Below are 13193 nucleotides of genomic sequence, written 5' to 3'. Positions count from 1 at the left end.
GGCAAAAGCCGAGGGCCCACGCCCGGACAGGCGTGGGCCCCGGACGGTCGACTCCGGTCGGATCAGACGCCGAGCAGGTCGACCACGAAGATCAGGGTCTCACCGGGCTTGATCGCCGGGGTGGGGCTCTGGTCGCCGTAGGCGAGGTGGGCGGGGATGGTCAGCTGGCGGCGGCCGCCGACCTTCATGCCCTGCACGCCCTGGTCCCAGCCCTTGATGACCCGGCCGCCGCCCAGCGGGAAGCGGAAGGGAGTGCCACGGTTCCAGCTGGCGTCGAACTCCTCGCCCGTGCTGAAAGCGACACCGACGTAGTGCACGGTGACGGTCTGGCCCGCCTGCGCCACCTCGCCGTCGCCCTCCCAGATGTCCTTGATCTCGAGGTCCGCCGGGGGCTCGCCGCCCGGGAAGTCGATCTCGGGCTTGTCGATGCTCACGTCTAACGCTCCTGCTTGTCTGCGGAAAGGCGAACACGCACAGTCTTACATCCCCACGGCCTCACAGCTTCGCGAGGATGTCGACCGAGAAGACCAGCGTGGAGTCCTTCTTGATCTCGCTGCCCTGCGGCGGGTTGTCGCCGTAGCCCAGCTCCGGCGGGATGACGATGAGGACCCGGCTGCCGACCTTCTTCCCGGTCAGTCCCTGCGCCCAGCCCTTGACGACCTGCTGCAGCGAGAACGACGTCAGCTGACCCCGGCCGTACGTGGAGTCGAACTCCTTGCCGCCGTCCCACAGCACCCCCTTGTACTGCACCAGGACGCTGTTCTCGGCGCCGACCTCCTCGCCGTCGCCCTCGATGACGTAGCTCGACACGAGCTTCTCCGGGGCGTTCGCGTCGGGCACCTCGATGGCGGGCGCCTTGCCGTCGGTGTTGGTGCCGACCTTCGGCAGGTCCTCGTCGTCCTGGGGCACCTCGGTGCCCTTGGCGGAGCTCTTGGCGTTGAACGTGTCCTGGATGTCGACCACGAACACCAGCGTGTCGGTGCCCTTGATCCCCGCCTGCTCGTTGCCCTGCTCGCCGTACCCCCAGGTGGGCGGGACGGCCATCTGGACGCGGCTGCCGGTCTTCTTGCCGGTCAGCGCGTACCGCCAGCCGTCGATGATGGTGCCCTGGGCGAGCTGGATGGCCAGCGGGCTCTTGCGGTCGTAGGAGTTGTCGAACACCTTCGCGGTGCTCCACACCTGGCCCAGGTAGTGGGCGACGACGAAGTCGTTCTCCGCGACCGTCCTGCCGCCGCCCGCGATGACCGTCTTGACCGCGAGGTCCTTGGAGGGGTCGCCGCTGCCCTTGGCGACCGTCGGCTTCTCCCCGAACTCCGTGCCCGCGGTGATCGCCGGCAGCGGTCCGTCGACGATCTTCGGCGGCGGGGCCGCGGACGTCTCCTGCGCCGAGGGCGACGCGCTGTCGCTGGCCTTGCCCGAGTCGGACTTGTCGTCGCCGCACGCGGCGAGGGTGGCCAGTCCGGCGGGAACGGCAATGAGAAGTGAGCGTCGGCGCACGGTGGGGGCCTCGTAATCGTCGATCTTGTGGATGGCGTCCGCGCAACTCTACGGCGTGCGAAGGGCGCCGCACGGTGTAACGTACGGCGCCCGTGTGACGTTCCGGGGATTTTCCGGCCCCTGGCGGAACGCGCCTCTCACATTCCGGCGATCAGCTTCTCCACCCGTTCGTCCACCGAACGGAACGGGTCCTTGCACAACACGGTGCGCTGGGCCTGGTCGTTGAGCTTGAGGTGCACCCAGTCGACGGTGAAGTCGCGGCGCTGTTCCTGGGCCCGCCGGATGAAGTCGCCGCGCAGCCGGGCCCGAGTGGTCTGCGGCGGAACGGACTTGCCCTCGAAGATCTTCAAATCGTTGCAGATCCGGGCCGCTTGCCCCTTTTTCTCCAGCAGGTAGTACAGACCCCGCCGGCGGTGGATGTCGTGGTAGGCGAGGTCTATCTGCGCGACCCTCGGGTGCGACATCGTCATGTTGTGCTTGGCCCGGTACCGCTCCAGGAGCTTGTACTTCATGACCCAGTCGATCTCGGTGCCGATGCGGTCGAGGTCCTCGGACTCGATCGCGTCCAGCGTGCGGCCCCACAGCTCCAGCACCTGCTCCACGGTGCCGGTGCGGATGCCCCGGCGCTCGCAGAAGTCCAGCGCCTTCTCGTAGTACTCGCGCTGCACCTCCAGCGCGGACGCCTCCCGGCCGCTGGCCAGGCGCACCTTCCTGCGCCCGGTGATGTCGTGGCTGACCTCGCGGATCGCCCGGATCGGGTTCTCCAGGGTGAGGTCGCGCATCACGGTGCCCGCCTCGATCATGCGCAGCACCAGGTCGGTGGCGCCGACCTTGAGCAGCATGGTCGTCTCGGACATGTTCGAGTCGCCCACGATGACGTGCAGCCGGCGGTAGCGCTCGGCGTCCGCGTGCGGCTCGTCGCGCGTGTTGATGATGGGCCTCGAACGGGTCGTCGCCGAGGAGACGCCCTCCCAGATGTGCTCGGCCCGCTGGCTGACGCAGTACACGGCGCCGCGCGGTGTCTGCAGCACCTTGCCCGCGCCGCACAGCAGCTGCCTGGTCACCAGGAAGGGGATGAGGATGTCCGCGAGCCGCGAGAACTCCCCGTGCCGGGCCACCAGGTAATTCTCGTGACAGCCGTAGGAGTTGCCGGCGGAGTCGGTGTTGTTCTTGAAGAGGTAGACGTCGCCCGCGATTCCCTCCTCGTGCAGGCGTCGTTCGGCGTCCACCAGGAGCCCTTCGAGAATGCGCTCGCCGGCCTTGTCGTGGGTGACCAGTTCGGTCACGTTGTCGCATTCCGGCGTTGCGTATTCCGGATGCGATCCCACGTCGAGATAGAGGCGGGCGCCGTTCCGCAGAAAGACATTGCTGCTGCGGCCCCATGACACGACACGGCGGAAGAGGTACCGCGCCACCTCGTCAGGCGACAGGCGGCGCTGTCCCCTGAACGTGCACGTGACGCCGTACTCGTTCTCCAGCCCGAAAATGCGGCGGTCCATGAGGGAACATTACGCCCGATCCCCCGACCTGAAACGGGGTTCGACGGCACGATTTGGATCATTTTCCGAACGGGCCGCGACCACCGCCCTCCCGGCGGGACCTGCCAGTACCCGTCCCGTGGCGGTCAGAACCAGCAGCGACACGCCGCCCGCGACCCCCGGCACGGCGAACCCCCACAGCGCCCCGCCCGCCTCGACGACCGGTCCGGTGAGACCCGTTCCGACCGACGCTCCGACGGTGAAGGTGGTCACCAGCCAGGAGAAGGCCTCGGTGACCGTGCCGCGCGGCGCGTGCCGGTCGACCAGCACGAAGGCGCAGGCGATGGCCGGGGCCAGGAAGAGCCCGGCGACCACGGTGAGCAACGTCATGGCCACCACGCCGGGCATCAGCATCAGCGGCAGGTAACACACCGCCAGGAGGGCCACCAGCACCCTCAGTCGCCGCGCGGGCTCCCCCGCCCACTGCCGCGCCCCGTACGCCGTACCGCCGATGAGCGCGCCCAGCCCGATCCCGGCCATCAGCCAGCCGTACACCTGGTCACCGCCGTGCTCGTCCGCGTAGGACACCGCCGCCACGGTGATGGACCCCAGCGCCATCCCCACGGCCAGGAAGGCGCCCAGCAGCGCGAGCAGCCCCGGCGAGCGCAGCGCGCCCAGCCAGTGCGCCTCGCGCGGCGCCGACCGCCAGGCGCGCGAGGGCGGCGAGACGACCACGGAGAGGGCGCCCAGCACCCCGATGACGTTCAGCACGAGCAGCGCGGCCTGCGCCGACCACAGCGAGGCGCACACCGTCACCAGCAGCGGCCCGACGGTGAACATCACCTCCTGCGCCACGGCGTCCATGGCGTACGCCCGGTGGACATGGTCCTCCTCGGGCAGCACGGACGACCACAGGGCGCGCAGCCCGCCCTCCAGGGGCGGGGTGAAGAGCCCCGCCGCGGCCACCGCGCCGTAGGCCACCGCGGGCGACCCGGTCCCCGTGAAGGCGAACAGCGCCATCGCCAGCGCCGACAGCACGGCGGCCGGCAGCTGCACCCGCGGCTGCCCGCGCAGGTCCACCAGCCGCCCCAGCACCGGCTGCCCGACGGCGTTGGCGACGCCGTACACCGCCGCCAGCGCACCGGCCAGGCTGTACGTGCCGCCCTCCGCGCGCACGAACAGCACGATCGCGATGGCGGCGGTCGCGTTGGGCAGCCGTCCCACGAGCGTGCCCACGAGCAGCCGGGCGGCGTGTCGCGCCCGGAGGATCTCCAGGTATCCCGTGGCCATGCGGGCCCTCCACTGGACGTTTTACGTATAACTACGGTCTCCATACGTACCATGTCCGCTGTTCACCAGTCCAGACGAAGGAGCGGCCCGACGATGCCCCGAGCCGGCACCCGCCCCACCAGCCGGGACGTCGCCCGGGCCGCCGGGGTCTCCCAGGCCGCGGTCTCCCTGGTCCTCGGCGACAAGTGGCGCGGCCGGGTCTCCGAGACCACGGCGGAACGCGTCCGCGAGGCCGCGCGCTCCCTGGGCTACCGACCCAACCTGGCCGCCCGCAACCTGCGCCTGGGCCGCACCCGCACGGTCCTGCTGGTCGTCCCCGCCCTCACCACGGAGTTCTTCGCCGGCGTCTACACGGGAGCGGCCCGGGTCGCCTCGCGGCACGGCTTCGGCGTGGTCCTCTACCCCTCCCCCGAGGGCATCGGCCCCGCCCGCGACCCCTTCGCGTCCGCGCAGGCCGCCCTGGACGGCGTCATCGCCTCCTCCATGGCCGCGGAGGCCCTCACCGCGATCCGCGGCGACCAGCTGCCGCTGGTGATGCTGGACAGCGACCCGGACGGCAGTGTGGGCGCGGCCACGGTCAACCTCGACATCGCCGACGGCGTCCGCCAGGTCACCGACCACCTCCTGGCCCTGGGCCACCGCCACTTCCTCCACCTGGCGGCGGACGTGGCGTCCTGGACCTTCGAGGTGCGCGCGCGGGAGCTGGCGGCGCGGCTGCGGGAGGTTCCGGACACGTCGTTGCGCACGGCGCGGGCGCCCATCTCGATCAAGGGTGCGCAGGCCTCGGCGGAGGCCGCGCTCGCCGGGGCGCCGGCGCCCCGCCCGACCGCCGTGATCTGTGACGACGACCAGCTGGCGGCCGGGACCTACAAGGCGGCGCGGCGGCTGGGGCTGCGGATCCCGGAGGAGCTGTCCGTCACCGGGCTGGACGACCTGGCGCTGGCGACGGCGATCGATCCGGAGCTGACGACCGTCCGGCTGGACGCGGAGCTGTTCGGGGAGCGGGGGATGCAGGCGCTGTTGGCGGTCCTGGAGGGCCGCGTGCCCCCGGGGGGTGACATCCAGGTCGAGCTGGTGGTACGGGGCTCCACGGCCCCGGCGCGATCCCCGCACTGACGGTTTGCGGCCGACCGGGGAATCCGCACGGCCCGGCGCTTACGGGGTGCCTTCCCCTTCACCCCGGCGGCCCGACTGCCCGCAGGGGGGAACGGCGGGAACGCCGCCCGCGGCGCGGAGGGAACGGGGCGGGGGCGGCCGCCCGCAGCGACCGGCGCGTCCGCACCCCGCACCCCCTCCAGCACGCGTGATCCGCGCCGGCCCGAGGACGGACACCCCCGACCCGGCCCCGACCCACCCACCGGCCGCAGGCGCCACCCGGGCCCCGCCGAAGCCACAGCCACAGCCGCAGCCGCAGCCGCAGCCGGGCTACTCGACGTCTCCGCCGGAGTCCGTCCCCGCCTCCGCCCCGGAGGCCGTCTCCACGGCACCGGCTTCCAGCAGACGGGACAGCTGGCGCCCCTCGATCCGCTTGAACTTCCGCTTCTGCGGGCGCGTCCGGTCCAGCACCGCCACCTCCAGCCGCTCCGCGGGGATCTCCCGCTCGCTGCCGTTGGTGTCGCGGGACAACGACTGCACCGCCAGCTTCAGCGCCTCCGCCAGCGTCATCCCGTCCCGGTGCCGCTGATCGAGGTATCCGCTGATCTGCTCCGCGTTGCCCCCCACCGCCACCGAGCCGTGCTCGTCCACGATGGACCCGTCGTGCGGCAGCCGGTAGATCTGGTCCTGCTCCGGGGTCTCCCCGACCTCGGCCACCACCAGCTCCACCTCGTACGGCTTCTCCCCCACGCTCGAGAAGATCGTCCCCAGCGTCTGCGCGTACACGTTCGCCAGGCCCCGGGCCGTCACGTCGTCCCGGTCGTAGGTGTAACCCCGCAGATCGGCGTAGCGCACGCCTCCGATCCGCAGGTTCTCGTACTCGTTGTACTTGCCGGCCGCGGCGAACCCGATCCGGTCGTAGATCTCGCTGAACTTGTGCAGCGCGCGGGACGGGTTCTCACCGACGAACACGATCCCGTCGGTGTACTGCAGCACGACCAGGCTGCGGCCGCGGGCGATGCCCTTGCGGGCGTACTCCGCCCGGTCCGCCATCGCCTGCTGGGGTGAGACATAGAACGGCGTCGACACCGGTTATCCGTCCCTTCCTGTCAAAGTCACTGGACCACCAAACAACCGAACAACCCGCCCGCGCCTACAGCAGCGAGGCCCGCGGACCGTCCGGCTGCTCCAGCCGCCGCTCCAGCACCGACCGGGCGATGTCGGCCGCCTCGTCCTCGGTGAGCCGGCGGAAGCCGTCCTCGGTGATCACGGTGACGATCGGGTAGATCCGGCGGGCGACATCGGGACCGCCGGTCGCCGAGTCGTCGTCTGCCGCGTCGTACAGCGCCTGCACCACCAGCGTGGTGGCCTCGGCCTCACTCAGGTCGTCCCGGAACAGCTTCTTCATCGCGCCGCGCGCGAAGATCGACCCGGAACCGGTCGCGGCGTACCCGTGCTCCTCCGAACGCCCGCCCGTGACGTCGTAGGAGAAGATCCGCCCCTTCTCCCGGTCCACGTCGTACCCGGCGAACAGCGGGACCACGGCCAGCCCCTGCATGGCCATGCCCAGGTTCGAGCGGATCATCGTCGACAGCCGGTTCGCCTTGCCCTCCAGCGACAGCTGCGCGCCCTCGACCTTCTCGAAGTGCTCCAGCTCCAGCTGGAACAGCTTCACCATCTCCACGGCCAGCCCCGCCGTACCGGCGATCCCCACCGCCGAGTACTCATCGGCCGGGAACACCTTCTCGATGTCCCGCTGCGCGATGACGTTCCCCATGGTGGCCCGCCGGTCACCGGCGAGAACCACGCCGCCCGGGAACGTGACGGCCACGATCGTCGTCCCGTGCGGGGCCTCGATCACGCCCTTCACGGGCGGCAACGACCTCTTGCCCGGCAGCAGCTCCGGCTGGTGCTCGGAGAGGAAGTCCATGAAGGAGGAAGAGCCTGGCGTCAGGAAGGCAGCTGGCAGACGCCCGGTGCTACGAGTGTTGGCTTCCACGCGATTCCTTCCACGTATGCGGCAGCCCGCCTTATGGCATCGGGCCGATCCTTGAACTGCCCCAGCGCCACGGTGCGGCTGAAGCACAGTACGCCACGGACCCTACCCGTCTCGTGGCAGTGATCCACATGCCCGGCCGGGGCGGCACGACATGCACGACGGACGCCCTGCCGCTCCGCGAGCACCGCGTCCAACGCCACTGGAGTGAGGCCGCACTTGCGACGAAGGTGGTACGCCGCCCCGCACCGGCCCGCCGGCCCCTCCGCGGCACCGTTCCCGCGGCGCCACTCGCCGCGGGGCTCCGCCTCGTCGCAGCCACGGCCGCGCTCATGCCCGGACGGGGCGGGCACCTCCTTGCGAGCCACCCGCCCTTTCGCCTTCCGGCGCCGCCGGGAGCACTCGCCCGAGTGCTCCCGGCAGGACGCTCGAAGGCCGCCGCGCAGGGACGTGCCGCCGGCGAACGCCGCCCGCGGCCTTTCCTCCCGGCGCCGCGAACGCCTCGTGGCGTCGTCCGCGTATGCGGCTTACTGTCCACCCTTCTGAACGAAGGACCTCACGAAATCCTCGGCGTTGGCCTCGAGCACGTCGTCGATCTCGTCCAGGACGTCGTCCACGTCCTCGCTCAGCTTTTCCTGTCGCTCCTTGAGGTCCTCCGAAGCCTGCGCCTCCGCCGCCTGCTCCTCGACCTCCTCCGTGGACCGGGTGGCCTTCTGCTGTCCGCCGCCGGTGTCCTTGGTCGCCATCACCCTCACCCCGCTCGGTTCGCCCGACACACTTGCTCGGTCAAGATCAGACCCTACTCGCCGGGTCCGACAATGCCCCCGCGGTTGCTCCAACCCGCGGGGACCACCTCGATGATTCCCGGACCCGGCGTTCTCCACCCTGTCCGGCCGGCCCTTCCCGGGTACCCGGGTACCCGCTCAGTTTCCCGACAGCACCCTGACCAGGTCTTCCGCCGTACGGCAGCGGTCCAGGAGCTCCTTGACGTGATTACGCGTTCCGCGAAGCGGTTCCAGGGTTGGAACCCGCTGCAGCGAGTCCCGGCCCGGCAGATCGAAGATCACCGAGTCCCAGGAGGCCGCCGCGACGTCGTCCGCGTACTGCTCCAGACAGCGCCCGCGGAAGTACGCCCGGGTGTCCTCCGGAGGCTTCGTGCGCGCCCGCTCGACCTCTCCCTCGTCCAGCAGCCGCTTCATCCGTCCACGGGCCACCAGACGGTTGTACAGGCCCTTCTCCGGGCGCACGTCGGCGTACTGCAGGTCCACCAGGTGCAGCCGGGCGGCGTCCCAGTCCAGGCCGTCCCTGCGCCGGTAGCCCTCCATGAGCTCCCGCTTGGCGACCCAGTCCAGCTCCCCGGCCAGGCTCATCGGATCGCTCTCCAGGCGGGCGAGCGTGTCCTCCCAGCGCGCCAGGACGTCCTTGGTCTGCTCGTCGGCGTCCGCCCCGAACCGCTCCTCGACGTACTTGCGCGCCAGCTCGTAGTACTCCATCTGGAGCTGCACGGCGGTCAGGGTCCGCCCGCTGCGCAGCGTGACGAGCCGTTTCAGGGTCGGATCGTGCGAGACCTGGTGCAGGGTCCGCACCGGCTGGTCGACCGCCAGGTCCACCGCGATGAAGCCGTCCTCGATCATGGACAGCACCAGTGCCGTCGTGCCCAGCTTCAGGTACGTCGAGATCTCGGACAGGTTCGCGTCGCCGATGATCACGTGCAGCCGGCGGTACTTCTCCGCGTCCGCGTGCGGTTCGTCGCGCGTGTTGATGATCGGGCGCTTCAGCGTCGTCTCCAGGCCCACCTCGACCTCGAAGTAGTCCGCCCGCTGGCTGAGCTGGAAGCCGTGCTCGTGGCCGTCCTGGCCGATGCCGACGCGGCCGGCGCCGGTGAAGACCTGGCGGGTGACGAAGAACGGCGTCAGGTGGCGCACGATGTCCGAGAAGGGGGTCTCCCGCTTCATCAGGTAGTTCTCGTGCGTGCCGTAGGAGGCGCCCTTGTTGTCGGTGTTGTTCTTGTAGAGGTGGATCGGCTGGGCGCCGGGGAGCTGGCCGGCCCGCTCCGCCGCCTCGGCCATGATCCGCTCCCCGGCCTTGTCCCAGAGGACGGCGTCGCGCGGGTTGGTGACCTCGGGGGCGCTGTACTCCGGATGGGCGTGGTCCACGTAGAGCCGCGCGCCGTTGGTGAGGATGACGTTGGCCAGGCCGATGTCCTCGTCGGTGAGCTGGCTGGCGTCGGCGGCCTCGCGGGCGAGGTCGAAGCCTCGCGCGTCCCGCAGCGGATTCTCCTCCTCGAAGTCCCAGCGGGCCCGGCGGGCCCGGTGCATCGCCGCCGCGTAGGCGTTCACGATCTGGGACGAGGTGAGCATGGCATTGGCGTTGGGGTGGCCGGGGACGGAGATGCCGTACTCCGTCTCGATGCCCATTACTCGCCGTACGGTCATGCGGCCCTCCTTGCCCGGCGGCGTCCCCGGTCGGGGGCGCTGCTGTACCGCCGGCGCTCCGGTGCGTGTGCGGTGCCCGTCCCCGCACTGCGCGACTCGGCGGTACCAGAGAGCCTAGAACGCCTTTGCGCTGGTGGGGAGATCATTTGCGTCATTGCTGTGCTCCAGCCGTGGCACCGAAAGCAGCCGGCTGCGGGTACCCACGGAGGGCACCCGCAGCCGCCCTGGCTTTTACAGGTACTGACCGGTATTCGCCACCGTGTCGATGGAGCGTCCGGTGTCCGATCCCTGCTTTCCGGTGATGAGCGTACGGATGTAGACGATCCGCTCACCCTTCTTCCCGGAGATCCGGGCCCAGTCGTCCGGGTTGGTGGTGTTGGGCAGGTCCTCGTTCTCCTTGAACTCGTCCACGCAGGCCTGGAGCAGGTGGGAGACGCGCAGGCCCTTCTGGTTCTTCTCGAGGAAGTCCTTGATCGCCATCTTCTTGGCGCGGCCCACGATGTTCTCGATCATGGCGCCGGAATTGAAGTCCTTGAAGTAGAGGACTTCCTTGTCGCCGTTGGCGTAGGTGACTTCCAGGAAGCGGTTCTCCTCGGACTCGGCGTACATCTGTTCCACGGCGGTCCGGATCATGCTCTGGACCGTCATGGCCTTGTCGCCGGCGTGCTCGGCGAGGTCGTCGCCGTGCAGCGGGAGGCGCTCGGTGAGGTACTTGCCGAAGATGTCCTGGGCCGCCTCGGCGTCCGGACGCTCGATCTTGATCTTCACGTCCAGCCGGCCGGGCCGCAGGATGGCGGGGTCGATCATGTCCTCGCGGTTGGAGGCGCCGATCACGACCACGTTCTGCAGGCCCTCCACGCCGTCGATCTCGGCGAGCAGCTGCGGGACGATGGTGTTCTCCACGTCCGAGCTGACGCCGGAGCCACGGGTGCGGAAGAGGGATTCCATCTCGTCGAAGAAGACGATGACGGGGGTGCCCTCGCTGGCCTTCTCCCGGGCCCGCTGGAAGACCAGGCGGATCTGCCGCTCGGTCTCGCCGACGTACTTGTTCAGCAGCTCGGGGCCCTTGATGTTGAGGAAGAAGCTCTTGCCGGCGGCCTGGCCGGTGACCTCGGCGACCTTCTTGGCCAGCGAGTTGGCGACGGCCTTGGCGATGAGCGTCTTTCCGCATCCGGGGGGCCCGTAGAGCAGCACGCCCTTGGGCGGCCGCAGTTCGTGCTCCTTGAACAGGTCCGGGTAGAGGTACGGCAGCTCGACGGCGTCGCGGATGGCCTCGATCTGGCCGCCGAGGCCGCCGATCTGCTCGTAGCCGATGTCGGGGACTTCCTCGAGGACGAGCTCCTCGACCTCGCTCTTGGGGACGACCTCGTAGACGTATCCGGAGCGGGGCTCCATGAGCAGGGCGTCGCCGGGGCGGATGGTGACGTCCAGCAGCGGCTCGGCGAGCCGCACCACCCGTTCCTCGTCGGTGTGCCCGACCACCAGGGCCCGCTCGCCGTCCTCGAGGATCTCCTTGAGGGTGACGATGTCCCCGACGCGCTCGAACTCCATGGCCTCGACCACGTTGAGCGCTTCGTTGAGCATCACTTCCTGGCCGCGCCGGAGCTCGTCGAGCTCGACGCCGGGGCTGACGTTCACCCGCAGCTTGCGGCCGCCGGTGAAGATGTCGGCCGTGCCGTCCTCGTTCGCCGTGAGGAAGACGCCGAAGCCGGCCGGGGGCTGCGCGAGCCGGTCGACTTCCTCCTTGAGGGCCACGATCTGGTCGCGGGCCTCACGGAGCGTGCCCGCGAGTCGTTCGTTCTGGGCGGACACGCCGGCCAGATTGGTCTGCAGCTCGACGATCCGCTCTTCGAGAATCCTCGTGTGTCGCGGAGAGTCGGCGAGCTTGCGTCGCAGGACGGCGATCTCCTGCTCAAGGTAGGCAATCTGCCCGGCCGGGTCGTCGGACCCGCGTCCCGGGCGGATGCCGCGGTTCATGTCGTCGTCGTGGGCTGCCACGGTCCTCACCTCCTCCAAGGGGAGCTGGACGCTTCCAGACCCTACCTGGGCGGGTGTCGATTGAAACCCCTAGATCACAAAGACGGTCGGGGTGTGTCCGATCTTCACCCTTGCGCTCTCCCTCACGCCAGGGGAATACCCACCGAAGATGATTGGAACCCAGGCGAAGGTAGGGTCGAAGTGTTCAACACCCGTCAGAGCTGGCCGGATTCCCGTTCGGTTCGACGCAGGAAACGGCAGGAGAGATGAGCGTGCAGCAGGAGGCCGGGGTCGGCGGCGAGGACCTGGAGGTCTGGATCGACCAGGACCTGTGTACCGGTGACGGCATCTGCGCCCAGTACGCACCCGAGGTGTTCGAGCTGGACATCGACGGTCTGGCCTATGTGAAGGGCCCGCGGGACGAGCTGTTGCAGGACCGGGGGGCGACGACGCCCGTGCCGCTGCCGCTGCTCACGGATGTGGTCGACTCGGCGCGGGAGTGCCCGGGCGAGTGCATCCACGTCCGCAGGGTTTCGGACGGCGTCGAGGTGCACGGGCCGGACGCCGGGTGACCGGTATGGCACGACGCGTCACGAACGCCTGGTTCCTCACGGGTCGGGACACGTGCCCTGCCGCACGCCCGCGCGCGGGTCACACGCTCCGGGCGCCGGACGGGGCGGACCTCACGAACGTGCCGTTCTTCCACCGCCACTTCACGTTCTCGCGCACATCGGGACAGCAACGGGGCACGTCGGCGGAGGAGTAGCCGAAGAGCGTGGCGGTGACCTCGCCGTCACGCACGGCGAAGTCGCCGACGTTGGTACGGTCCTCGGGGTCGACGAGGGTGGCGACCACGCGCGGTGCCGTGCCGCCCGCGCCCCGGGTGAGGACGTACACGCCGTCGGGCGGGGTGCCCATCGGGCTGTCGCAGTGGACCACGGCCACGGTCTCCGGGCGGCCGTCGCCGTCGAGGTCGCCGGAGGCCTTCTTCTTCACCACGGGCTTCACCCGGCCGCAGTCGAGGGGGAACTCGGCGGCCGCGGGGTCGGGCGGGGCGGTGTGCGCCGGGGCGCTCCTCGTCTGCGGTCCGGGGGGCGGGGCCGCGGTGGCGGCGTCGGGCTGCAGGACCGAGGAGAGGGCCACGACACCGGCGAGAGCCGTGGCGGTGGCGACCCAGTGGATGGGCCGGGTGTGCGTGTGGGCGAGCTCCGGGACGGCGGAAGGCTGCACGAGGAGTGTCTCCTGTGAGGGCTGTGCCGGTGGGGTGGCCAGCATCGTGCCACACGTCACAGTGCGGGGGAACGGCGGGGTGTGCGGTTGTGGTGCGGGGGGACCGGCAGGGGTCGGCGCCTCCGTGCCGCCGGTCCGGTCGCCCGGTCAACGTGAAGGCGTCGTGGCGCAGTTCCCGGACATCACCGGGAACTG

Annotated in this window: 13 protein-coding genes; 2 read left to right on the top strand and 11 right to left on the bottom strand. The window is 70.3% G+C overall.

Annotated elements, in window-relative coordinates:
- Positions 1–62: 62 nt before the first annotated feature.
- From ABTY20_RS20580 to ABTY20_RS20565, 4 genes are all read right to left on the bottom strand, one after another.
- Positions 63–434 (bottom strand): FKBP-type peptidyl-prolyl cis-trans isomerase, encoded by a 372-nt coding sequence (locus ABTY20_RS20580; RefSeq protein ID WP_018570341.1) that lies wholly within the window; start codon positions 432–434, stop codon positions 63–65.
- A gap of 61 nt (positions 435–495) precedes the next feature.
- On the bottom strand, positions 496–1497 hold the full coding sequence (locus ABTY20_RS20575; RefSeq protein WP_351998451.1) for an FKBP-type peptidyl-prolyl cis-trans isomerase: 1002 nt from the start codon (positions 1495–1497) through the stop codon (positions 496–498).
- A gap of 137 nt (positions 1498–1634) precedes the next feature.
- The gene (gene pafA / locus ABTY20_RS20570) at positions 1635–2996 is read right to left on the bottom strand and encodes a Pup--protein ligase (RefSeq protein ID WP_142196373.1); all 1362 of its coding nucleotides are present in this window, start codon (positions 2994–2996) and stop codon (positions 1635–1637) included.
- A gap of 9 nt (positions 2997–3005) precedes the next feature.
- Positions 3006–4265: an MFS transporter gene (locus ABTY20_RS20565; RefSeq protein WP_351998450.1), complete on the bottom strand. Its 1260-nt coding sequence runs from the start codon at positions 4263–4265 to the stop codon at positions 3006–3008.
- Between the two features lie 93 nt (positions 4266–4358).
- Between ABTY20_RS20565 and ABTY20_RS20560 the strand changes: the two genes are divergently transcribed.
- The gene (locus ABTY20_RS20560; RefSeq protein ID WP_351998449.1) at positions 4359–5381 is read left to right on the top strand and encodes a LacI family DNA-binding transcriptional regulator; all 1023 of its coding nucleotides are present in this window, start codon (positions 4359–4361) and stop codon (positions 5379–5381) included.
- 309 nt (positions 5382–5690) lie between these two features.
- On the opposite strand, the gene prcA is transcribed toward ABTY20_RS20560, so the two are convergent.
- From prcA to arc, 6 genes are all read right to left on the bottom strand, one after another.
- The gene (gene prcA / locus ABTY20_RS20555; protein ID WP_351998448.1) at positions 5691–6449 is read right to left on the bottom strand and encodes a proteasome subunit alpha; all 759 of its coding nucleotides are present in this window, start codon (positions 6447–6449) and stop codon (positions 5691–5693) included.
- 64 nt (positions 6450–6513) lie between these two features.
- Complete coding sequence (gene prcB, locus ABTY20_RS20550) at positions 6514–7359, bottom strand: proteasome subunit beta (protein ID WP_351998447.1); 846 nt, start codon at positions 7357–7359, stop codon at positions 6514–6516.
- Positions 7311–7709: an endonuclease domain-containing protein gene (locus ABTY20_RS20545; RefSeq protein ID WP_351998479.1), complete on the bottom strand. Its 399-nt coding sequence runs from the start codon at positions 7707–7709 to the stop codon at positions 7311–7313. Before ABTY20_RS20545 ends, prcB begins: the two co-directional genes overlap by 49 nt.
- A gap of 174 nt (positions 7710–7883) precedes the next feature.
- Positions 7884–8102: a ubiquitin-like protein Pup gene (locus tag ABTY20_RS20540; RefSeq protein ID WP_217130297.1), complete on the bottom strand. Its 219-nt coding sequence runs from the start codon at positions 8100–8102 to the stop codon at positions 7884–7886.
- Positions 8103–8279: 177 nt separating this feature from the next.
- Complete coding sequence (gene dop, locus ABTY20_RS20535; RefSeq protein WP_351998446.1) at positions 8280–9791, bottom strand: depupylase/deamidase Dop; 1512 nt, start codon at positions 9789–9791, stop codon at positions 8280–8282.
- A gap of 231 nt (positions 9792–10022) precedes the next feature.
- Positions 10023–11789: a proteasome ATPase gene (arc, locus tag ABTY20_RS20530; RefSeq protein WP_351998445.1), complete on the bottom strand. Its 1767-nt coding sequence runs from the start codon at positions 11787–11789 to the stop codon at positions 10023–10025.
- Between the two features lie 245 nt (positions 11790–12034).
- Here arc and ABTY20_RS20525 point away from each other — a divergent pair, with 245 nt between their 5' ends.
- A complete protein-coding gene (locus ABTY20_RS20525; RefSeq protein WP_351998444.1) occupies positions 12035–12340 on the top strand; it encodes a ferredoxin in 306 nt (101 codons plus the stop codon).
- A 79-nt stretch (positions 12341–12419) separates the two neighbouring features.
- Here ABTY20_RS20525 and ABTY20_RS20520 read toward each other — a convergent pair whose 3' ends face one another.
- The gene (locus tag ABTY20_RS20520) at positions 12420–12998 is read right to left on the bottom strand and encodes a hypothetical protein (RefSeq protein WP_351998443.1); all 579 of its coding nucleotides are present in this window, start codon (positions 12996–12998) and stop codon (positions 12420–12422) included.
- Between the last annotated feature and the right edge of the window lie 195 nt (positions 12999–13193).

The organism is Streptomyces sp. NPDC126497 (assembly GCF_040302425.1).
Classification (GTDB): Bacteria; Actinomycetota; Actinomycetes; order Streptomycetales; family Streptomycetaceae; genus Streptomyces.
Note: the sequence above shows the minus strand (reverse complement) of the source record. Positions and strands in the feature narration are given on the sequence as shown.